This window comes from Sphingobacterium tabacisoli, assembly GCF_017908035.1.
GTDB lineage: Bacteria > Bacteroidota > Bacteroidia > Sphingobacteriales > Sphingobacteriaceae > Sphingobacterium > Sphingobacterium tabacisoli.
Window position 1 is genome coordinate 463,854 of record NZ_JAEQMU010000001.1, and the last position, 23,240, is coordinate 487,093.

A 23,240-nucleotide genomic window follows, 5' to 3' on the forward strand; every position below is an offset into this window, starting at 1 on the left:
AATTATTTGTAGAAATTCCTTGCTAGCTTATAAGAAGTAGATTTTTGTTCTAATTATTCATTTTAATAGGATGCTTTTGATGGTAATGCTTCGTCTTTTCGCTCGGTTTTTATCTACCACTTTTTCGATGAATAATAATTCATAATATTCTGTTACGTAAGAAAGGTTGCGCTATTCTTCATTTTCCTTTGTTGCTTCTTCCAATGTCAGATTTAGTGCGTCACATACATTTAGAAGTGTCGAAAAGAAAAAATCTTCCTTTCCATTTTCCATATCACTTATCTTGGATCTGTCCATTTTTGGAATCTTTTTGGCCAATTGGTCTTGAGTTAACTCTTCACTTAATCTCTTTTTTTTGAGATTCTTTCCTACTCTAATGTAATATTTGGCATGTTTTTGATCCATTGGTAAATATATTTTGTGGTTTTATTGCCACACGTTATTTTTATTCTTATATTTGTTTTAACTAATTGACAATAAGCTTCCCTCTAGGAGGGGAGTCTAAATATTTTACGAGATTCGAAGTCTGACTAACGACCATCTTCGAAACGGTAAGAATTGCCCTTTCACAAGAAAGTGCTATATTTGTACTTCCCTTTATGGGAGGGCATGCCTTACTGGAAAACTATGGTGGTGGTCGTTATATCAGACATTGTAGTAAGTACAGTAGGGCATTGCTCTTTTTTACTTTCACCGTCTCTCGTTCTACATAAACTAAAATATTATGAGAACGATTTATTTAACCATCCAAAAGAAACCTTTAAGCTCGATCCGAGATCGCAGTCATTGGTTTTCCCTTTCATTGCTTATAAAGAACATCATTTCGCCACCAGAATAAACCTGCCATAACTGTAAACAGACAAGGGGAGTTGATATCATATTTTACAATATGCACTTCTTGCTCCACAACAATCGCATAAAAAATGCCTGTTGTTATCTTGTCTGCTACCGATCTGTCATACCTCTCGCAAAAAGTTGTATAATAGAGCGATATCGCATCTTTATTCTCGAACCTTAAAGGTAGGTATTAGTTTCTATTGGTACAAATAGTTTTGTACGGGGTACTATTGTTATATACAATATATGATGATCGGTTCTTGTATTTTTATTTTTCCTAAGTGTCATATTACCAGCGTAAAAAGACCAATTATATTCACGAAAAGTGGCGCTTGGGAATTCTTTTTTTATCGTGAATCAGTAACGCATAAATAGCTGTTGGGCAGAGTCCCGATTGTGGTTTTGTGTTGCTTTAAATAACCTTAAAAATGACAAATTTTAATAGGGGTGGGGAAGGAATGTTCTGTGGACAGAGCCGTGTCCGACTACTGGCGGATGATCGTGTTAACGAGTTATCAAGTTATCATGTCCTTTCTGGTCGCCCGGTATTACAGAATTATGAATTAAGATTGCTTCGTCTCAGCCTAATGGCTGATCCTCGCAATGACGAGCCGGAGTTAGGGAGCAATGACGAAGACAGGGGAAGTCTTCTTACCACCTTCGTACAGGCTTCGCCTTTGCTTCGGTCGTACATCACCCATTCATCACCTTTTCAATACCTTTTTAACACCTCGGCATCGAGAATCCTCGATCAAAACGTGATGAAAACGTGTTCCGAAGCTGATGAAACTCCGAAGCTGGTACGGAGCAGGTATGGATCTGGTCAGGAACCTGTAGGGTATCAAGACTACCAACTTAGTTCTGCCCAGGTTCTACCTTTGTTCTACTTTGGTTTTACCTCGCTTCGATCATTGCGTGATCGTGCCGTGACGTGGCTCCGATCATTCATCGGAGGGCCATCACAGACTCATCGGAGCGCCATCGAAGCGCCATCGGAGAAAAGTAGAACGTGGTTAGGTCCTGGTAGGTACCAAGGAGGAACTTTGTCTGCTTATTTATCACCTTCTGCTCGTTATTTCGTTGCCTCCAAGGCAAGGGATAGGCAGAGAATAGGCAAAGAACAGGCAACGGATAGGCAAAGAACAAGCAGAGAACAGGCAAACAAATACCAAACGAAGCCCAAGGCAAGCCCAAAGAAAGAGCGGAGAAGTAGCGAAGAACAGGCAGAGAATAAGCAGGGAATAAGTAAGGGAAGTGTATGGTCTTTTAATACACTCCTAATACACTGTTACTACTTAGCGCATACTTGGATAATACTTAGGGCATACACCAAGGATGCTTCGGCTAGGGTAGCAGGTTGGTTCGGTATGGCTTCGAGATTGGCTCGTACCACGGTGCAGACAGGTTCGACTGTTGTTCGGCCGTTGTTCGAGTCCTGTTCGAGAGCGAGTCGAAGCCCACTCGAAGGCGAGTCGAACAGCACCCGAAGGAGTGTCGAAGAAGTCTCGAACACGTCTCGAAGCGCTGTCGAAGGACAGTCGAAGGGCTCTCGAACAGTTGTCGAAGCGGAGGGGGGCCGAACTAAGGTTGAACTAGCCTTAACACAGGCTATAACTAGGGTTGAACTAGGAATGAACTACCAAACAACTAAGGATGAACTACCAACGAGCCTAGAGCGGACTAAGGATAAGACAAGAAAGTGGCGTAGTGAAAGAGAAGGAGATTGCTTTGTTGTCGTTCCTCCAACGCGCAATGACGGGAGGGTAGTAAATGACGGAAACAGAATTCGCAATGACGGGGAGGTGGTGGAAGAGCTACGGGATAAATGTTTTATTTTAAAGGGTTTTCGGGAGCTCTGTGAGGAGTTTAGAGGCAAAGTGGAGTCTATGCTCGTTGATGAGAAAATAAAGCAGGAGAAGGGCTTAAATAAAGCCGTACGTCATTGCGCTGCGTTCCGATCTGTCGGAAATCGGAATGAAATGGAGAGAAGCAATCTTTTGAGTAGACTGCTTCGACAAGCTCGCAGTGACGGGAGAGTATGGCTATCAGCGTGTTTAATGATATTGTGTGTGTTGTTTAGTTCGCTTGTGTTTACACAGGCGGTCGCTCAGGAGCAGTCGAGGTCAGTACTCATTGGGGAAGTACGCTCGGCTGCCGACGGGTCGATCATCGAAGGAGCGACTGTCACAAATGGTAAAAAGACAGTGCGGACAGATGCAAAAGGTACATTTAGTATCGCTGTAGATAGATCACATGGGACGCTAGTAATTAAATATATAGGTTTTAAAGAGCAAAGTGTTGCTTATGATAATACAACTACTTTTTTAAAGATACAGCTACAGGGCGGTAGCAGGGAAATAGACGAAGTCGAGGTGGTCTCTACGGGTTATCAGCATATCAGCCCCGAACGCTTTGTAGGCGCTGCCTCCAAACTGGATAGTACCACCTTTCACAATCAGGCCGGAAAGGGAATCATTGAAAGATTGAAAGCGAATGTAACCGGGGTACTTTTTCCAAGGGAAGCGACCAAAGAACCTAGTATCCGCGGCTTGAGTACTCTGTATGCTATTGCAGGACTTGGGGTACATGTGCCATTAATAGTGGTCGATAATTTCCCTATGGATAATCGTTTTGATATCAACAGCATCAATCCGAACGATGTCTTGGATATTTCGGTCTTAAAAGATGCTGCCGCAGCCTCTATCTGGGGGGCACGTGCCGGAAATGGGGTTATTGTTATCACAACCAAGAAAGGAAAATACAATGAAAAGCTTAATTTTTCGGCGAGCTCCAATATCGGTATTACCGAAAAGCCGGATCTGTATGCGTACGATCGGATTGAAATTGCAGATGTTATAGATATAGAACGCTATCTGTTTGACAAAGACCACTACAGTGCAACATTGAACAATAATACCAATAGACCTGTTGTTTCTCCTGTCGTAGAGATACTAAACCGTCTTAAATTGAATCAGATTGATCAAGCTACTGCGGATGCGCAGATCGATGCTCTGAAAAGTAATGATATCCGTAGAGATCTCGACCGCTACGTCTACCGAAATGACATACAGCAGCAACATTACCTGGGCATGAATGGGGGATCGGCTAATGCCAATTATGCACTGTCTTTTGGTTATAATCACAAGAAATCGAATATACAGCATACCGAAGCGGGCAAAGATTATACCCTAAAAGCAAACTATGGCTTTAAGCCTTTAACAAACCTGGAGGTAAATACAGGTTTGTTTTTTACCAGTGCTACAAGCCCTGCCGCCGCGCTACCTATTTTCTCTAGCATTCCTTACGAAGCGCTCGCGGATGCTGATGGTAAACCATTGCCTGCCAGTTATCAATACCGGGTGAGCTATTTGGATACTGCAGGCAATGGCAAGCTGCTAGACTGGCAATACCGCCCTCTCGATGAAATACGCCTATCAGATAATAATAGCAAAAACAAGACTATCAATGTAGATATAGGTGCTCGATATCGTATCATTGATGGCTTAACAGCTGCTGTACGTTATAATTATCGCACACAGAACGGTTTTCAAAAAGAACTTCGTAGCCAAGAGACGTATTATGTACGTGATTTGATCAATCGTTTTACCGCGATCAATGGGGGAGTTGCCAAGAGTGAAATGCCTATGGGCGCTATTCTCAACCTATATGATCTAGAAACAAAAAGTGAACAGATACGGGGGCAGTTAGATTATGCCAAAAGTTGGAATAACCATAGTCTATCTGCTATGCTGGTGGCCGAAAAGTCAGAATCGGTAAGTAGCAAACGGGTCAATACTTTTTTAGGCTACGATGATGAGTATGAGACATACAAGAGGGATTTGAACTACAATGTGTTGTACCCTATATTCCAGCGTATTGCCGGCACAACAGGGAGGCTGCCTTTGAGTAGCAGCGTATCTTCGGGAAATACTAGTCGATTCGTTTCTTTATTAGCCAATGCCTCGTACAGCTATAAGAATCTCTATACTATATACGGGAGTGCGCGTCGCGATGGTACTAATTTCTTTGGTGCGACAACCAATAACAAGTGGAAGCCGATGTGGTCGATAGGAGCGAACTGGAATATAGCTAATGAAGAATTTTTCGATTCTTCTTGGGTGAATTCCTTGAAGGCTAGAGGATCCTTTGGCTATATGGGTAATACGGTGCCAATTACGGGGTTAATGACTATCTTTCGAATACAAACTCCTGAAGAAATGACAGGTTTATTTAGTGCTAATATTCAAACACCACCAAACCCAACACTACGCTGGGAAGAAATTAAAACTATCAATACTGGTCTTGATTTTAGTCTATTAAATAATCGCTTATCGGGTAATATCGATTACTTTCATAAAAAGTCGATAGACCTTATTGCAAATATGCCCATTGATCCAACTACGGGTATTGAAAGACTACAGGTCAATTCCGCTAGTTTAAAGACCAACGGTACCGAGTTCAATTTGCAGAGCAAAAATGTACAAGGGACATTCAACTGGACTACCGGGTTTGGATTCTCTTATGTCAAGTCTATCGTAACTAAATTTGCCGATAACGGTTATCGGGCAAGTGACTTTATAAGCTACATGATAAACCCTACAGAGGGACAGATCGCCTATGGATTATCGAGTTATAAATGGGGTGGATTAGATCCGCTCAATGGAGATCCGCAAGGCTACCTAAATGGAGAACTATCCAAAGATTATCGGGCTATTGGTAATGACTCCATCCAGAACCAGATCTTTCATGGTTCCAGTATGCCATTGGTCTATGGGCACCTGAATAATACGTTCAGTTGGAAAAATATTAGTTTATCTGCCAATATAGCCTATCAATTGGATTATTACTTTAGAGCGAATACTATTCAATATAGTACATTATTCGGGCAAAGCCGCATTGGACAGGCTGATTACTATAAACGCTGGCAACAACCTGGCGATGAAAATAGTACTACTATCCCTTCCATGAACTATCCTGCCGATGGTAACCGGGATTCTTTTTATGCTAATACTGAGGTGAATGTACATCGCGCTGACCATATACGTTTGCGTGATGTACGCTTGCAATATGTTATCAACAAGGAAACATTGCCTAGGTTACCCATTCAGTCGGTCCAGTTTTTCCTGAATGCGAGCAATTTGAATATTATCCTGTGGCGTGCTAATAAAAAAGGACTGGATCCAGATCTTTCATATCCATCGCAATACCAAACTTACCCTTCTTCTAAGGTTTGGACAATGGGGTGTAATATTCAATTTTAAATCATACTATCATGAAAAAAATCATATTGATTAGGCTACTCCTAATCACCCTGTCTCTTAGTGCACTTTCTTGTCAAGAATATCTGGAGGAGAAACCTGCAAAGTACTTGACGATACCTAACAGTTTAGAAGACTTACAAGCCTTAATGAACTTCCGTAATTTATATCTTCAAAACAGCAGTATGCCCGAAGTTTTAGCAGACAATTATTATGTTGAAGAATCTGTTTGGTTTGGTATCACCGAAGCAGATGGGAAATTATTTTATCATTGGGACTCTAAAGTTCAGTCTAATAGAACCTGGAATGGGTTGTATAACAGTATGGTATACTATCCTAATGTGGTGTTGGATCAATTGCAGAATTTTAAAGAGACAGCTGAAAACCAGAGCCAATATAACCGCATTAGAGGTCAGGCTCTGTTCTATCGTGCCTTTGCTTTCTACCAGTTGGCACAGCTGTACTGTAAACCTTACGCCGAATCGGCCAAAACCGACATAGGGATTCCTTTGCGTACGACAGCCTCCGTTGAAACTCCCTCGGTACGATCATCTGTTCAGGAAACATATGACCGGATTATTGCCGACTTATTAGCAGCGCTAGATCTTCTGCCTCAACAATCGGATTTTCCGACGCAACCGAGCAAAGTAGCTGTATATGGCTTACTTTCCCGCTGTTATCTATCCATGCGTGACTATGCGCAGGCTGGTAAATATGCTGATTTGTGTTTAAAGCAGCAATCAGAATTAATAGATTATAATACGATAAAAATGGACTCCGCTCCGTTTAAGCGTTTCAATAAAGAGACTATCTATTATAGCTATTGTTCCAATACGTTAACTGTTTTGCATAGTCCAAGAGCACGTATTGATACCTTACTCTACCAATCCTATTCCGATAAAGACCTAAGAAAAAAGCTATTTTTTAAAGCAATGACGGGAGCTAATGTAGGAAATTTTGAGTTTAGCGGTTGTTATGACAGTGAGAAGTTTCTCAATGGAATATTTAACGGTATTACCACGGGAGAAATGTATTTGAATCGTGCAGAATGCTATGCAAGAGACGGTAAAACAGACTTAGCACTAGCCGATCTGAATATCTTACTCAAAGCCCGTTGGGATAATACAGAGGCTTATCCTATAATCACCACTGTATCTGCTGATGAAGCCTTAGAGAAGATTTTAATGGAACGCCGAAAGGAATTGGTCTACCGTGGGCTACGCTGGTCTGATCTGCGCCGGTTTAATCTGGAAGGACGGAACATTAACCTAGAACGGAATGTAAATGGACAAAAATACATATTGCCTCCAAATGATCCGAGATGGGTGTTACAAATCCCAGATGATGTCATCAACCGCTCGGGAATGCCTCAGAATCCAAGAGATAATTAATAATCTAAACTACTGATAAAATGAAAAGTATATTTATAATATTTCTGCTAATTCTGTTATATGGCCAAGTCAATGCCCAATACAACGCTTTGCAAATAGGCGATAAGATGCCTGACTTCGAATTTGCTATTCAAAATCACAAAATGTCTAGAGCTAAAATATCTGATTTTAAAGGAAAGTTGGTCTTCTTTGATTTTTGGAGTACCTATTGTAGTTCCTGTATTGCTGGCTTTCCTAAAATGGAAAAACTCCAAAAAGAGTTCGGAGATAAAATAATCATTATACTGGTCAATATCCGGGAAACCCAGGAGGAAGTGGATGCCAGGCTAAAAGCGCGAAAAAGCATAGCACCCGAATTAATGCGCATGCCTTCCATAATAGGTGAACAGGCATTTGCACAGCTCTTCCCGCATCGGTTTGCGGGTAATTACGTTTGGTTAAATCTAGACGGTGAATTTATATTAGATAGCTATCTTGATTATAATATCCATGCTAAAAAGATTAAAGAGGTCCTGGAAGGAAAGAAAATCACGTTTCTAGCAGCACCGGCAGTGAAATATGGCCTAACAGACAATGAACCAACGTTGTTAAATATGGTTAACGATTCTAAAACAAAAAAATCGGAGGTTTATTCCATGTTTACACCAGTCAACCTAGATTATTACCCTTTGAGTGGGGCACAACTACAGGTTAAGGATACGGTTTCAAAAAATATTCGAAATACTTATGTCAATCAGACATTTATTAATTTGTATTTATATGTTTTAAAGAAAAATTTGGATGAGGAATGGAAATCCAAGGTTTATGGACCAAATACAGGTACCGATCTTTACCTGGATTATTTTAAGATTTTGGTGAAAGATTCCTCGCTTTATGATGACCGTCTATTATCAAAAGTGAATCAAACCGATGAATACGTAACCCGTAGCTTATATTGTTATGAACAAGTGCTTCCACAAACGGTAACGACTGAGCAAGCCCTAAGTTATATGAAAGAAGATCTCGATCGCTATTTTGGCATTCGATATGGGTGTAAGGTAAATATAGAGGAGGTAGAAATCCCATGTTATTATTTAAAAAAAGCAAATAGCCTGACAAAACTTTCAGAAGATGAAATAAAGAAAAAATTGAAAGAATTAAATTTTAAAGAAATCACGATTGATTGGAGCTATAACAATTTGATGAGTTCTTATTTTAGAGCAATAGGGGATTACCCTTATGTCTTTCTTGATGCTGATACGTCGATCAAGTTCAGTGCTGTAGTACCAAGGGACGACGAATGGAAAAAAGAAAGTGATTTGCAAGAATTTCAGCAGGTGTTGGAATTAAATAACCTGAAGCTTGTTAAGGGAACAAAGAAAATAAATATGATTGTGGTTCTCGATTGAAAGATAAAATCCCTCTTTGAAGATTGATCAAAGAGGGATTTATTAACTGTCTTTTGGGATTATTACTTCTTAGCTCTAAATGATAAAGTTACAGTCTTACCATTTGAAGCAGTAATTGGAGCATTATGTACGCTTAGATTATTCCAGTTAGCTAATACGACTTCGCCTAATGGTGTAGGCACATTGGTAATTGGGTCTTTGAAAAGAGGCTTATTGTTAGCATCCAACTCAAAGTCCCCATTCTCAAAGCAAATTCCACATAATGTTGCTTCAACACTAGGACAGGTTATACTAGGCATTGCCGTTGCATAATCTGCTGGGTTCGTCGCTTGAGCATCCGTCGGATTATCCGCGCCCGCATACTCAAAACAGGTCTGCGCCAAGTTGACTTCGCCTTTTTTCAATACGGTAAAAGAGCTTACTACTAAAGCTAAAAATACGACCGCTAATGCTGTTCCCAAGCTAGCGAATCTGTTTGTGGATTTGGCTTCCACTTGTACCATGTTTTGATCTTGCTTTTCCATGATCTTGTTTGTTTTTTTGTTGAAAAAATTGATTGTTTTTTGGATTACATGTTGTTTTTCCATGATTTTAAAATTTACTGTTATTAATTTATTGAAAGTTGAGATCTAAACCGATGCAGATATATGCCTGCAATCGCTAAGGCAATCAGCAGGCCATTGAACCAAAGATGCTGACTAGCGGACAGCGTATTGATAAAGCCACCGCAATTGCAATAACTAGAATGTAGCACATACGTGATATAATATAATGCCCCTGTAAATGCTATCATAAGAAGGAGTGAGGCACAGAGTCCTATCAATCGTGTCCTCTCAAATAGCAGCAATGCGGCAATTAGGATTTCAGAACCTATCACTACAGCTGCAATAGGCTTTGCACAGCTTTTGAAATATGCATATCGTTCCATACTCTGAACGAACGTTTGAAAATCTACCGATTTTTCAAAAGCTGTATAGACAAATACAAATAAGAACAGGTATGCGATACCAGTTGATAGCTGTATTTTAGTCTTATGTATCTGTACTGCGTCCATGCTTTTTGTTTTTTTAAGCTTGTCCCGACTTTAGTCGGAGTGATAAAGGTGATGTTTCAGCTAGGGGGCTACCCCGAAACTGATTCGGGGCAGCTGCCTAACGAAGCACCTGTTTCTACCTATCGTGTGCCTTCAAAATCAAAGGTATACCAAATAGGAGGTGAGTCAGGGGTTGAAATCTGAGGGGGCGAATGCCGTTTCTGGCCAATGGAGAGGGGTAGTGGAGGGCTGGGGTGGCAAAAAGGTGATTATTTTTGCTATTTGGCTTCTTGTTCAAAACCCGGTTTACGGAGCGCAATCGCAGTTTTTGGGTGGTTTTGAGGGGCCTGCATGGGGGTGTGAAAGGGTGTACACCCCCTTATTTTAAAAAAAGTGTTTTTTGAAAGAGGTTTCTAGCGCTTTTTGGCGTAACTATCGTTAGCTTTTTCGCCTCGCGAAATGATTGATTCGAGCTCATTGTTTATAAAGCGCTCGATGTAGGGTATCATTTCTTCGAAATTGAATTTGTCGATGTGATCGTCTGTTAGATGGAGAGCGTGTTCTCTAAATCTCTTACGTCTTTCGTACAGGGTTCTAAAGTTGTCAGAGCTTCGTGTCTCTCTGTACTCATATAGACTGATACGGTTGGTTTTGGAATCGCCACAAAAGGCTAGAAAATTACCTTTACTAATACTGACGACTCGATCTCTATTTTTGGCCGCAATAGCGAATAGCATGAAATTTTCGCCCTCAGAAGAGAGATCTTCGAAGTGCCCGGGCAAAATATTGGAATAATAGGTTTCGATATCCTCTACAACGACATCAATAGCAGCCTTCCTCATTATCGCATGTAAAAGATCACGGTATGCCCATATCTGAGCAGCTATAGGAAGGAATTTTTTCTGGAATAACTCGGGTGTTACCTTAGTTGTTCTAGATTTGCTAGGTATATACTCTTTGTTATCCTGGGCCGTTTTTTTACAGGATATATACTTTTTTAAAACGGATTCGGTATTTGCTAATAGGTCTTCCATGGTTTTGAATTTATGGATTGCATGATTTGATCTGGATTAAATCTGGCTAACAGATAATGAAGCTCTCTTGATAAAAAAGTTGTGATAAGAGGTATCGCTGTGTCAAAGTTAAAATGGTCGACTGAATATGTTTTTAAGTGAACGGAGTATTTCTTCAATTCATCCCAGATTAGGGATTTGCTCTCTTCGTTTCCATCATGGGGCTCTTGTGTATATTGGTAAATGTGGATCTCTTTTTTTTCAATGTCACCGTAGAATGCTAAAAAGTTGCACCTTTGCCATCGCAATCGCTGTGTCGCTCTGTTAGGGGCAATGGCCAATAGGATAAGACTTTGCGGTCTTTCCATATTTCTTGCGATGTGCGAGTCGTGTTGCCAGGTTTCTACACGAATGCTGATCCCAACTTCATCTAGAATTGGACTTACAGCATTTTGGTATGCAGACAGGGGTCTTCTTAACACGTTAAGTTTGTTAAGGAAGAGATTTAGATTTTTCTTCTCTTCGCGTTCTTTCTCCCGTAGCTCTTTAGCGGTTCGCTGGATGATCTCCATACGGGATATATATTTGTACACGCTGGAAGCTATTCTTGTTAAATGCTTTTCCATTATAAAATAATGTAGTTTATTAATTGGGTACGCCTTTTAATCGGTCTATAATGATGAAGATACAGATTTAATTTATTGATTACAAGTGTCTTCGGGTTCTGTGAGCCGTATTCATACCATACTTAAGTCCTGAAATCATCGTCAATAGCTTTGATAATGGATGTTAATAGGCGCCGCATCTTATTGACCGATGCTTCCAGTGCTGCTTTATCGAATTTCTCTAATGTCTTATAGGATATTCTACGGTTCGTCTTGCTATAGATAAATGTTGAAAAGGCTTTGGCAGCTTCTCGTTTACTGGGATAATCGAAGATCTTGGCTTTGTAGAAGTAATAGAAAAGGAAATTCAGTTCGTCCCCGCTGAGTCTTGTCAATAGTGCGGTGTCTTCTTCGAGCGTAATGTCATCGGGGCTATGCTCGAGTTTTTCGATAATAACGTTGATATACAGACGCATCTGTTCGAGCAAGGGTTCTTGGTACAGATTGTAACAGAGGTCGCTGCTGTGATAGCTGAGATTGAGCTGAGACTCAATACGGAATAGGTGTAACTGGCGCTCACGTACCGTACCTAGCAGTTCTAGAGCATCTGTGAGCTCTTCGCTCCAGCGGTTGAAGAAACCTGGGTAGTTAAAGTTAAACCGGATCATCAGGAATATAAAACGTTCAGTCCAGGCTTTATCCCGGTCGTCATGGGCTATTTCTTCGAGCGCATTTAGCAGTTGTGGAAGGTAACTGAGGTGTGCATAATTACAGGACGGTTGTTTGCAGGGATTGAAAAGGCTTTTTAACGCATATTGTAGCTCTAGAATATAACTCTTGGGGACTTCTTTTTTCGCTAGTTTGCTGCAGATAGCAGGCAGACGCCTTTCTACCTCTCCGGACAATTGCTGTTGCAGATATAACGGTGGTGTATTGCCAGCGAGTAGATAGAGGCTGAAGGATAGCTCAAAACGGAAGTAGAGTTTCTCCATGGCCTTGAAATGGACAAATAGGCTGGGGGTGGACCATATCTGATCAAGCAAACCGCTGATGGCGACATAACACTGATTGATAACCTGACTGGCCATCTTGGGTGTATTGATCCGCCGGAAGAGAACAGTCATATCGGACAAGACCTGGATGCATAGCTCGTCGATAGGGAGTTCCGGCCATGGAAGCCCTTGGTTTGTGGCCACTAGTTGCTGCTCGATTGCCTCCTGTAGGGGAGTTATTGTAGATATCATATCGCCTGTCGTCTTAGGGATTACTAAATATTCACCCCTAATGTCTTGCGGTTTGTCGGCAAGAAATTAGGGGATATTCTGTTTACAATCGATATCTGATCCATATAGCCACCTGTTCCAGTGCCTCATCGGGCTCCTGGCCAAAGGTCTGGCTCTGGGTGGACTGGCGCGAGAAGATGATGTCTTTTGGACTTTTGTCTGCAACCTGCCGTACGGTGGGCTCCTCTTTGTAGAAGGTGATGAGCCGCCCCCGGTCCCAGCTGTCGGCTACGCCTGCGGCGATGCGCTGCAGGTAGAGGCTATCCATAGATTGGAGCTGCTCAGACTGCCTGTCTGTTAGGTCAAACTGCTCGTGGATCCACTGCAGGGGCTGGGCGCGCAGGTAGTCGGTTTCAATGCGGCGTCCGCTCGGTGTTAAGCTCAGGATCTGGGTCTCGATGTGGGATATCCCCACGCTGTCAAAATTCTGTTTCATCTGGTCTGGTTTTGATAAGACAGTAAGTAAATAAGTAAAGGGTTAAAAAACAACTGTTTGGCTGACAAAAACTAATATCATGCACTATTTGTCGGATATCGGTAGTGGGTGAGGGTGGGTTTTCCGATATTGTACAGAAATTGTCGGATATTGTATGGCTTTTTTAGGATATCCGGAGATAAGCCACCGAGAAGCTATTGCGAAGGGATGGCCAGTACCACAAGTCTATGCTAACTGTAAGCGGCCACCTCTCCGAAGAAGTAAAAGCGTTCTTGAACAGCATACCCGAGCTCGAAGAAATGGGCTGGCAAGATGCGACCGCTAGTTTTTAATATCACCGATATCGGGGATATATTTATCTCAAGGTTCTCCGTAACATTGAGGTATATATTAAAGTGATCAAATATGCATATGAAAACAGCAGTGTGTGGTATCCTTTTCATGTTGACAGCAATGATGGCTTGTACACAGGAAAAAAAAGAGGTCAAGTTGCCCTTATATTCAAATACGAAGATGACAGATATGGTTCCTTTCCTAACGAAGCAAAATAAGTATATCTATGTAAATAGAGCGGATCTGAAGCCGATCTCGGACCGGCAGTACCGACGGGCATCTTTATTTACACCGACCGGCTTTGCGGTTGTCGTCAATGACGATTACGAATACAGCGTTATAGACGCCAAGGGAAACACCGTGATCGATTTCTCGGATGCGGAGATCAGCCTGAATAGTGTCAATGGACTGACCTTCTATAAAAAAGAAAAGGAGTACGACAAGAAAATGCCGGTATGGAAATGGGACTGGAATATTATGGGAGGTGGAGTGAAGAAAGAACAGACCTATCACAAAACAGAAATCGGGATCCTGGAATCGGGGCAGATCCTGTTGAAGCAGGACCTCCCGTATCTGGATGATCATGTCTATTTAAATCTCGTTTCTATAGATGATAAGCATATCTACTGGAACGGAGCGCTCTACGAAATCAAAAAGAACAGTCTCCATAAGACGGAGCATAACATCACGGAAATGCTGCAGGATGGACGCTTTATCAAAACTTCGAACGGAGGTTTCTCCTTGTATGGAGCGGATGGAAAAAAAGCAATCTACAGTGGTCTGAAAGGGACGGAGACGCTTTCTATCCGCTATGGGGAGGAGATGATAACGCTGGAAGAGGTCAATAAGGAGCGTTATGAGCCAGAAGTCCCTAAACTATTGGTAGACGGTGGGTCGGGAGATATGTATGCTTTTCCCCAGTACGATAAGGTATTTCCCAAAGCGCTCAGAAAGGTGACCGAGGCCCAGATTGACTTTATTAAGAAAGCAGGGCTGGTATACTCAATCAATAATTCGCCTTACTTTCTGCTCGGGGTTTTCAATTATGATCATGCGGTATGGGCATTCGACTGGTTGTATATCGATACGAATGGGGATGTGGTAGATCGTCTGGAGCAGACGTATAATTTTAAGGTAACGGATCAGGTCGGCAACCTGGTGTGGCCGGATCGAAAAATGGTTTTCCCGGATGCCATAAATACGGAAAAGTGGAAATTCGGTAAGATCACTTCCTACAGCGGGATGGAGGATCTATATATCATCCCTATCGAAGATCAGCAGGAAGTGCGAACTAAAGGGCTGTGGAATAGCCGTACGCAATCCTGGGAGATAAAACCGGAATACCAGGATATTTCCGTTCTTGATATAGACAGAGGTATCCATGCCCTGCAGAAGGATAAGGAAGGTCCTTATAGGCTCTATGACAATAAAGCCAAACAGTATATCGGATCGCAGGAGTATCACTCTATTAATTCGGACGGGCTGGTTAGTGTGAAAACTGATTCCGGAGAATTCGTGTATTACTATATTGATATCCGGTCTGGGAAAGTGTACAGGGAAGGCTAGCGGTGAAGGGCTGCACGGAATGGTATTCTATTTAAAATTCTGTTCCAGAAATTTTGTCGGATATCGGTAGTGGGTGAGGATAAGTTTCCAATATTGTACAGAAGTTGTCGGATATTGTAAGACTTTTTTAGGATATCTGGAGGTAAATTGTTAACTTGGTATTTCGCTCGTGTACAGTCTGTTCTGTGCGGATAGGACGCCGGCGAAGTACGGACCGATATAAGCTGGATATGAAACGACTCATCCTAAAGATTCTGTTGCTTTTGCTATGGTGTATGCTATCTGCATATCTGATCAATGTATCGGTCAAGTTGTTCGTCCCTGCCGAGCGTACGGGTAGTCCGACATTTTGGAGTATATATGTGGGCACGGTGGCCCTGATGGTTCTTTATGTAGGGATCATCAATAAGCTCTACAATGGCATTGTGGCTGTTAAAGTACCCAAGGATAAGGAGTCAGAAATTATTGTATTGGGCAACTACCTGCTATTTGCAATTGCAGTACCGCTGCTGATCCACCGTTTGCTGCTACATGTGGGAGTAGTGATCGCGACCAACGGTGAGGTAGGGGTGGAAGATATAGTCCTTAACACGAATTACTGGAAGGAGGATTTTCCGTTTCTCCTGTTACCGCTATTGTTCACCGCACTCTTTTTCTACTACTGGCCGGAGTACCGTCTTTTTAAGGGCGATAAAGTGAGTGTTGTCCCTAGACAGGAGGAAGTATCTGTTTTCGACTGGCGCGAGTACCGTCTGCCGAATATGTTGCTCGAACAGCTCCGCAAGGTGTTGGATCCTACGATATCGGTAGTAGAGGGCAGAATACGGGTTTTTGATATGGTATTCATCCTCTACGAAAACCAGAACTACTTTGCCGTACTCACCAATGGCGAGAAGTATCTCCTGCCACGGTTCCGGCCCAGTATGCTGTCGGAATGGCTGCTCGGCTGTTGGTTCGTGCAGATCAATAATGCCGTACGTGTCAATATGCTGTACCTGCAGCGCCCGCTCGAAGACCGAAAGAACATAATCCTTGACGAGACCGTCGATAATATCCTATTTGATTCCAATGAGAAGTATAGTAGAGAGTTGCTCCGGGTAGGTCGCAGTGGCACAGAGCATATCAAAGGTTTTTTGAATAATATCCCGACAGTTACGGATCAGGGATGGGAAGAATGGGCCGTGGAGGTGAGGTCGTAAGAAGTTATCCTGTTATCGAGTTATTCCCGATAAAAAATCGGGGCTTCGTTTCACTACGCAAGTTATCGAGTGAAGGAGTAAGGATCCTGTCCGTCATTGCGAATGAAAGTCAACGTCATCGCGAACGAAGGGTGCCTGTCCCGATATTTCGGGAAAGCAATCCCTGGTTTACTTAGAGGTTGCTTCGTACCTCGCAAAGACGAGATAGTTTACAAACCGTCATTGCGAATGAAAGTCAACGTCACTGCGAGAAGAGAGGTGCCTTTCCCGCCTGTCCCTGCCTGCCCCGACTTATCGGGGAAAATCGGGAACTTATTTCGGGAAAGCAATCTGTTGAGAGGTTATCTTAGCGCACATCGAAATGATAGTAGAATTGTAATACTCTATATCACTTTATGCTGATGTATAGATCCATCTTGGTCTATCGCAATGTGCGTCTAATTGTTCATAGGCTCACTTTTTTGCATTTGTCCCCAATTTGTCCCCCAATTGTCCCCCCTCTAAAATGCATATTTTATCAAAAAAATATTAGTATTGTGCTCTTATGAAAAGCAGGATTGGCTTAACAATATAATAATCGCTAATCAAACTATTATCTATTTACGAAAAAAGGGGAATTCTATATGAATAAAATCAAATTTATTGTTGTCGTAGTCTTGTCAATTCTCGCGAATGCCATGCAGGCGCAGACAAGTACCGAGTCATTTGAGACAGAAAGTACTGGAAGCACTAACTTCACGGATAATGGGGTTATATTTAACATCGCCTCTCATGCTGGGACTTTCAAAGTAGCGTCGGTTCCTGGAAAAGGTTGGAACGGGACAGCAGCAGAAAATAAATTTGTGGATAATAGCGAGGGAGTGCAGAGAAATGCATCATTCAGTATTAAAACCACTTCTAATCTTTTTAAAGCGAATAATTTCTGGATTTATTTAGCAGGTGCCAATGATAATTTAAATGCGGAGGGAACCCTCACGTTAACAGGGAAATTGAGCGGTGTCACGAAGTTTTCCACGACTAAAACCGATGGTTTTCAGACCAACTCATCAATAAATAATGGCTATACGAAGATTGATATGACTAATCTTAACAGGCAGAATTATAGCAATATAGTGATTGACGAATTGGTTATTACTTTAGGTGGGGAGTTTGTGTATGCGGCGATGGATGCTTTCACCTGGGTCAAAGATCCTAATATCGTATTATCTACATCTATATCGAACGTGAGTTCCTCATCACCTGATGGAATATATAAAGTTGGGGATGTAATCAGTATACAAGTGAATTTTGATAAGTCAGTTAATGTGACCGGCATCCCAATTCTAACGTTAGAAACTGGAGTCACCGATCGGGTGATCAATTACGTAAGTGGATCCGGTACAAGTACGCTGACATTCAACTATACGGTGCAGCCTGGGGATGTTAGCCCCGATCTGGACTATATCTCGACAAGTGCGCTCTCTTTGAACGGAGGTACCATAAGAGATGGTGACGGGAATAACGCGATATTGACACTGCCAGCTCCTGGTAGTGCAGGGTCACTGGGAGCAAATAAAAATATAATAATCGGTTCCGTCAATACTGCTCCGACGATTACTAATCTGAATGGAGATGCTGTGGCTTGGCCAGGGGTAGGGAGTACAGTAACGCTTGACGCAAGTGGGAATGCCACTGTAGTGGATGCTGAGCTTGGAGCGCTGAATAACGGTAATGGTAATTGGGCGGGGGCAACGCTGACGGTGCAGCGCAACGGTACAGCTGTATCTTCGGATTTCTTTAGTTTCAATACCGTGGGGGCTCTTTTTACAGTGAGTGGCAATAACCTACAGGTCGGGGGGCAGACTTTCGCCACGTTTACATTAATGGGGGGTGTATTAAATATTACTTTTACGGGTAGCGCTACGCCTGCTAATACAGTTTTAGTCAATAGTGTGTTACGGAGTGTCAGCTATCGTAATGATACACCTGCGGGCGATGCTTCTATTCGTTTTACGATTAATGACGGTTCGATGTCATCAACAGCTAATGTTACTGTGACTTCGGACTCTATTTACATTACAAATACGACAGATACAGGAGTGATCGACCCGAGCAATGGGGTGAGTTTTTCCGAAGCTGTGGCTATTGCAGCGGCGGATGGAACAGGTAGGCAAACATTGATATTCACTAGTAATCTCACTGGCGGGACACTAACACTGGCAGGAAATCTATCTATCGGCGAGTCCTTGACAATAGATGCTAGTGCGGCCAGTGGTTTGACTATTTCTGGCAGTACTATAACGCTCGGTGGGGGGACAACATTGGACGTTGTCAATACTCCAGGTACATTGCGTATCAACAGCACACTGTCAGGTACTGGCTCGTTGGCTAAATCGGGTACTGGTACTTTGAATTTGTCGGGTGTCAATAGCTATACGGGTGCTACGAACGTAGTGGCAGGTAAACTTGCTGCCATTGGAAAATTGGTAGGAAATGTCACTGTGCAGGCTGCCGCTACACTTGCTACTGGTATCAATGACAATGTAGGTCTACTGACCATTGAGGGCGATCTGAAGATTGATCCAAATGGAACCTTGGCAGTCAAGATCGATGGTACCACGGCTAGTACCGGATACGATCAGTTTGTAGTGAAGGGGACTGTTAATATAGGTGGTGCAAGACTAGCTGTGAATCATGCCTACAGCGCCGCACATGGGGATACGTATACTATTATAAATAATGAGGCTTCGGGGGCTATAACGGGTGCGTTTTCCGGTTTGGCAGAAGGGGGGACTTTGACAGCCGGAGGAAACGCTACTCCACTGGAAGTAAGTTATATCGGTGGTACAGGCAATGATTTTATACTAACGGCAAACGTCAATACTGCTCCGGTACTAGCTACTATCGGTAATAAAACGGTAGACGAGGAGACCTTACTCACTTTTACGGTCACAGCTACGGATGATGGACTACCGACAAATACATTAACTTATTCGTTGGTCGGTGCACCCACAGGGGCTTCCATCGATGCAACAACAGGTGTTTTTAAATGGACGCCGACAGAAGCACAAGGACCGGGGTCTTATACTTTCAGCATTTGGGTGTCGGATGGTGTATTGACTGATGAAGAAACAATAACAGTAACGGTCAATGAGGTGAATACCGCGCCGGTATTAGTGGCTATTGGTAATAAAACGGTAGACGAGGAGACGCTGCTTACTTTTATAGTCACAGCAACAGATTCGGATCTGCCTGCAAACACACTGACCTATTCGCTGATCGGTGCGCCTACTGGGGCTTCCATCGATGCTACAACAGGTGTCTTTACATGGACACCGACAGAGGCACAGGGACCGGGGTCTTATACTTTCAGGATTCGAGTGTCGGATGGTGCGCTATTTGACGAGGAAGTGATTACGGTAACGGTCAACGAGGTAAACGTAGCACCTACCATTTCGGGAATTCCTGCTACTACAGTGGATCAGGATGCGACCTATAGTTTTACACCTACGGCAAATGATGTAGATGGGAATGCATTAACATTCAGTATAGTCAACAAGCCTAGTTGGGCAACTTTTGATCCTGCTACTGGTAGGTTGACAGGTACACCGCGTAATGCGGATGTGGGTACGACCTCAGGAATCGTGATCTCGGTATCCGATGGTGAGCTTACAGCAGGTTTGCCTGCGTTTTCTATTACGGTGGTGAATGTGAACGATGCACCAACGATAATCGGTACGCCTGCTACTACGGTGCATCAGGATGCGACCTATAGTTTTATGCCTACGGCAAATGATGTAGATGGGGATGTCTTGACATTCAGTATAGTCAATAAGCCTAGTTGGGCAACTTTTGATCCTGCCACTGGTAGGTTGACAGGTACACCGCGTAATGCGGATGTGGGTACAACTTCAGGAATCGTGATATCGGTATCCGATGGTGAGCTTACAGCAAGTTTGTCTGCATTTTCTATTACGGTTGTGAATGTGAACGATGCACCGAAGATAGCTGGTATTCCTGCTACTACGGTGGATCAGGATGCGACCTATAGTTTTACGCCTACGGCAACTGATGTAGATGGGGATGTCTTGACATTCAGTATAGTCAACAAGCCTAGTTGGGCAACTTTTGATCCTGCTACTGGTGGGCTGACAGGTACACCGCGTAATGCGGATGTGGGTACGACCTCAGGAATCGTGATTTCGGTATCTGATGGTACGCTTACAGCAAGTTTGCCTGCGTTTTCTATTACGGTGGTGAATGTGAACGATGCACCAACCATAACCGGTACGCCTGCTACTACGGTGGATCAGGATGCGACCTATAGTTTTACGCCTACGGCAAATGATGTAGATGGGGATGTCTTGACCTTCAGTATAGTCAACAAGCCTAGTTGGGCAACTTTTGATCCTGCTACTGGTAGGCTGACAGGTACACCGCGTAATGCGGATGTGGGTACGACCTCAGGAATCGTGATATCGGTATCCGATGGTGAGCTTATAGCAAGTTTACCTGCGTTTTCTATTACGGTGGTGAATGTGAACGATGCGCCAACGATAACCGGTACGCCTGCTACTACGGTGGATCAGGATGCGACCTATAGTTTTACGCCTACGGCAAATGATGTAGATGGGGATGTCTTGACATTCAGTATAGTCAACAAGCCTAGTTGGGCAACTTTTGATCCTGCTACTGGTAGGTTGAAAGGTACACCGCGCAATGCGGATGTGGGTACGACCTCAGGAATTGTGATTTCAGTATCCGATGGTGCGCTTACAGCAGGTTTGCCAGCGTTTTCTATTACGGTGGTGAATGTGAACGATGCGCCAACCATAACCGGTACGCCTGCTACTACAGTGGATCAGGATGCGACCTATAGTTTTACACCTACGGCAAATGATGTAGATGGGGATGTCTTGACATTCAGTATAGTCAACAAGCCTAGTTGGGCAACTTTTGATCCTGCTACTGGTAGGCTGACAGGTACACCGCGTAATGCGGATGTGGGTACGACCTCAGGAATCGTGATCTCGGTATCTGATGGTACGCTTACAGCAAGTTTGCCTGCGTTTTCTATTACGGTGGTGAATGTGAACGATGCACCAACGATAATCGGTACGCCTGCTACTACGGTGGATCAGGATGCGACCTATAGTTTTACGCCTACGGCAAATGATGTAGATGGGAATGCATTAACATTCAGTATAGTCAACAAGCCTAGTTGGGCAACTTTTGATCCTGCTACTGGTAGGCTGACAGGTGCGCCGCGCAATTCTGATGTGGGTACGACCTCAGTAATCGTGATCTCGGTATCTGATGGTACGCTTACAGCAAGTTTGCCTGCGTTTTCTATTACGGTGGTGAATGTGAACGATGCACCAACGATAATCGGTACGCCTGCTACTACGGTGGATCAGGATGCGACCTATAGTTTTACACCAACAGCGAATGACGTAGATGGGGATGTCTTGACCTTCAGTATAGTCAACAGGCCTAGTTGGGCAACTTTTAATACGACTACTGGTACGCTGACAGGTACGCCGAGCAATTCTGATGTGGGTACGGCCTCGGGAATCGTGATTTCGGTATCCGATGGTACGCTTACAGCAAGTTTGCCTGCGTTTTCTATTACGGTGGTTACGAAACTGTTTACAGGAGTAGATCTGCCGGATCAAAACTTTACCTACGATGGTACGGCTAAGCAACTGACGCTGCAGGGGATACCGCCGGCGGGTGCAGATGTGGTTTTTACCAATAATTCGCGTACCAACGCAGGAAGTCAGACTGTTGAAGTGCAATTGACGGCACCGGGGTATACACCGAAGAGTCTGACGGGACGGTTGACAGTTACCGAAGCTCCATTGTTTGTCTCTGCCGAAGCGAAGAAGAAGGTGTACGGGGAGAATGACCCTGCACTGACGTATGTTGCTACGGGATTTAAAGGTACGGATGATGTATCGATACTGGTCGGTGGATTAAAACGTGCAACAGGCGAGAATGTCGGTCGTTACGGGATTGAAATAGGCGACCTAGCAGCAGGAGGCAACTATAACATCAGTTATACAGGTGCTGATCTGACAATTACTAAAGCTGTTTTGTCGGGGCTGAGCCTGCCGGATAAAGACCTGGTCTACGATGGTACTGTTCAGTCCATCAGGCTAAGTGGTACACTTCCATCTGGAGTAAAGGTGGTCTATGAAAATAATGATAAGGTTAATGCCGGTCGTTATGAAGTGAAAGCGGTTATAGCAGAGACACCAAACTACTTTGGCGAAACCTTTACAGCAACCTTGTTGATCCGTAAGGCTAAACAGACGATCACCTTTATGACACCAGAGGTATTAGGACGTGATGCGGGGAAAGTCGCTCTGGATGTACAGAGTAACAGTGGACTTCCTGTGACATTGACCGGGGATGATCCGATGGTGGCTACAGTATCGGGAACAGAATTACATGTTCACCGTCTGGGTACGGTGCATATCACGGCTACACAATCCGGCAATGAAAACTATGAAGCAGCAAGTCCGGTGACGGTTTCGGTACGTGTGGCCAATGATGCTTCGGCACCGTTGCCTATACGTGTGCATCAGGCATTATCGCCAAACGGCGACGGTATCAACGAGTTCCTGATTATAGAAGGTATCCGTGATTATCCGGACAATAAGGTGACCATCTTTGATAAGAACGGTTCGGTACTGGCAGAGATCGAGGGCTACGATAACAGGGATAAGGTGTTCTTCGGTAGAGATCACCGTGATGGCACGTATTTCTATTATGTCGATGTGAAAGATAATGGCGTATGGAAGCGGGAGAAAGGATATTTTGTGATTAGGCGGTGAAGAAGTTAACGAGTGAACAAGTTATCGAGTGAACAAGTTAGGTTGTAAGGTTATAAAAGTTATGGAGGTTATGACTTCCA

At 43.3% G+C, this 23,240-nt stretch carries 14 protein-coding genes; 7 read left to right on the forward strand and 7 right to left on the reverse strand.

What is annotated here, in order from left to right; genetic code table 11:
• Positions 1 to 171: 171 nt before the first annotated feature.
• A complete protein-coding gene (locus JKG64_RS01845) occupies positions 172 to 405 on the reverse strand; it encodes a helix-turn-helix transcriptional regulator (protein WP_210352639.1) in 234 nt (77 codons plus the stop codon).
• An 860-nt stretch (positions 406 to 1,265) separates the two neighbouring features.
• On the opposite strand from JKG64_RS01845, the gene JKG64_RS01850 reads away from it, so the two are divergent.
• Genes JKG64_RS01850 through JKG64_RS01860 form a run of 3 tightly spaced genes read left to right on the forward strand, consistent with a single transcriptional unit; the run spans position 1,266 to position 8,874 of the window.
• Positions 1,266 to 6,098 carry a SusC/RagA family TonB-linked outer membrane protein gene (locus tag JKG64_RS01850; RefSeq protein WP_210352640.1) on the forward strand — a complete coding sequence of 1,611 codons (4,833 nt, stop codon included), beginning with the start codon at positions 1,266 to 1,268 and terminating at the stop codon, positions 6,096 to 6,098.
• 11 nt (positions 6,099 to 6,109) lie between these two features.
• Complete coding sequence (locus JKG64_RS01855) at positions 6,110 to 7,486, forward strand: RagB/SusD family nutrient uptake outer membrane protein (RefSeq protein ID WP_210352641.1); 1,377 nt, start codon at positions 6,110 to 6,112, stop codon at positions 7,484 to 7,486.
• 20 nt (positions 7,487 to 7,506) lie between these two features.
• Entirely contained in the window at positions 7,507 to 8,874 is a 1,368-nt protein-coding gene (locus JKG64_RS01860; RefSeq protein ID WP_210352642.1) for a TlpA family protein disulfide reductase, read from the forward strand.
• A gap of 62 nt (positions 8,875 to 8,936) precedes the next feature.
• Here the strand turns inward: JKG64_RS01860 and JKG64_RS01865 are convergent, their stop codons facing one another.
• Together JKG64_RS01865 and JKG64_RS01870 are read right to left on the reverse strand one after the other, a co-directional pair.
• Positions 8,937 to 9,398 carry a hypothetical protein gene (locus JKG64_RS01865; RefSeq protein WP_210352643.1) on the reverse strand — a complete coding sequence of 154 codons (462 nt, stop codon included), beginning with the start codon at positions 9,396 to 9,398 and terminating at the stop codon, positions 8,937 to 8,939.
• Positions 9,399 to 9,481: 83 nt separating this feature from the next.
• Positions 9,482 to 9,928, reverse strand: a complete 447-nt coding sequence (locus JKG64_RS01870) for a MauE/DoxX family redox-associated membrane protein (RefSeq protein ID WP_210352644.1) — start codon at positions 9,926 to 9,928, stop codon at positions 9,482 to 9,484.
• A gap of 160 nt (positions 9,929 to 10,088) precedes the next feature.
• On the opposite strand from JKG64_RS01870, the gene JKG64_RS01875 reads away from it, so the two are divergent.
• Positions 10,089 to 10,295 (forward strand): hypothetical protein, encoded by a 207-nt coding sequence (locus tag JKG64_RS01875; protein WP_210352645.1) that lies wholly within the window; start codon positions 10,089 to 10,091, stop codon positions 10,293 to 10,295.
• Positions 10,296 to 10,320: 25 nt separating this feature from the next.
• On the opposite strand, the gene JKG64_RS01880 is transcribed toward JKG64_RS01875, so the two are convergent.
• From JKG64_RS01880 to JKG64_RS01895, 4 genes are all read right to left on the reverse strand, one after another.
• Positions 10,321 to 10,941: a hypothetical protein gene (locus tag JKG64_RS01880; RefSeq protein ID WP_210352646.1), complete on the reverse strand. Its 621-nt coding sequence runs from the start codon at positions 10,939 to 10,941 to the stop codon at positions 10,321 to 10,323.
• On the reverse strand, positions 10,926 to 11,546 hold the full coding sequence (locus tag JKG64_RS01885) for a hypothetical protein (protein WP_210352647.1): 621 nt from the start codon (positions 11,544 to 11,546) through the stop codon (positions 10,926 to 10,928). Before JKG64_RS01885 ends, JKG64_RS01880 begins: the two co-directional genes overlap by 16 nt.
• 122 nt (positions 11,547 to 11,668) lie before the next feature.
• Complete coding sequence (locus JKG64_RS01890) at positions 11,669 to 12,769, reverse strand: hypothetical protein (RefSeq protein ID WP_210352648.1); 1,101 nt, start codon at positions 12,767 to 12,769, stop codon at positions 11,669 to 11,671.
• A gap of 82 nt (positions 12,770 to 12,851) precedes the next feature.
• Positions 12,852 to 13,244: a hypothetical protein gene (locus JKG64_RS01895; protein ID WP_210352649.1), complete on the reverse strand. Its 393-nt coding sequence runs from the start codon at positions 13,242 to 13,244 to the stop codon at positions 12,852 to 12,854.
• Positions 13,245 to 13,649: 405 nt separating this feature from the next.
• On the opposite strand from JKG64_RS01895, the gene JKG64_RS01900 reads away from it, so the two are divergent.
• From JKG64_RS01900 to JKG64_RS01910, 3 genes are all read left to right on the forward strand, one after another.
• Positions 13,650 to 15,143: a hypothetical protein gene (locus JKG64_RS01900; protein ID WP_246512457.1), complete on the forward strand. Its 1,494-nt coding sequence runs from the start codon at positions 13,650 to 13,652 to the stop codon at positions 15,141 to 15,143.
• 230 nt (positions 15,144 to 15,373) lie between these two features.
• The gene (locus JKG64_RS01905; RefSeq protein ID WP_210352650.1) at positions 15,374 to 16,342 is read left to right on the forward strand and encodes a hypothetical protein; all 969 of its coding nucleotides are present in this window, start codon (positions 15,374 to 15,376) and stop codon (positions 16,340 to 16,342) included.
• A 623-nt stretch (positions 16,343 to 16,965) separates the two neighbouring features.
• Positions 16,966 to 23,160, forward strand: coding sequence for a putative Ig domain-containing protein (locus JKG64_RS01910; RefSeq protein WP_210352651.1), 6,195 nt, complete (start codon positions 16,966 to 16,968; stop codon positions 23,158 to 23,160).
• Positions 23,161 to 23,240: the final 80 nt, after the last annotated feature.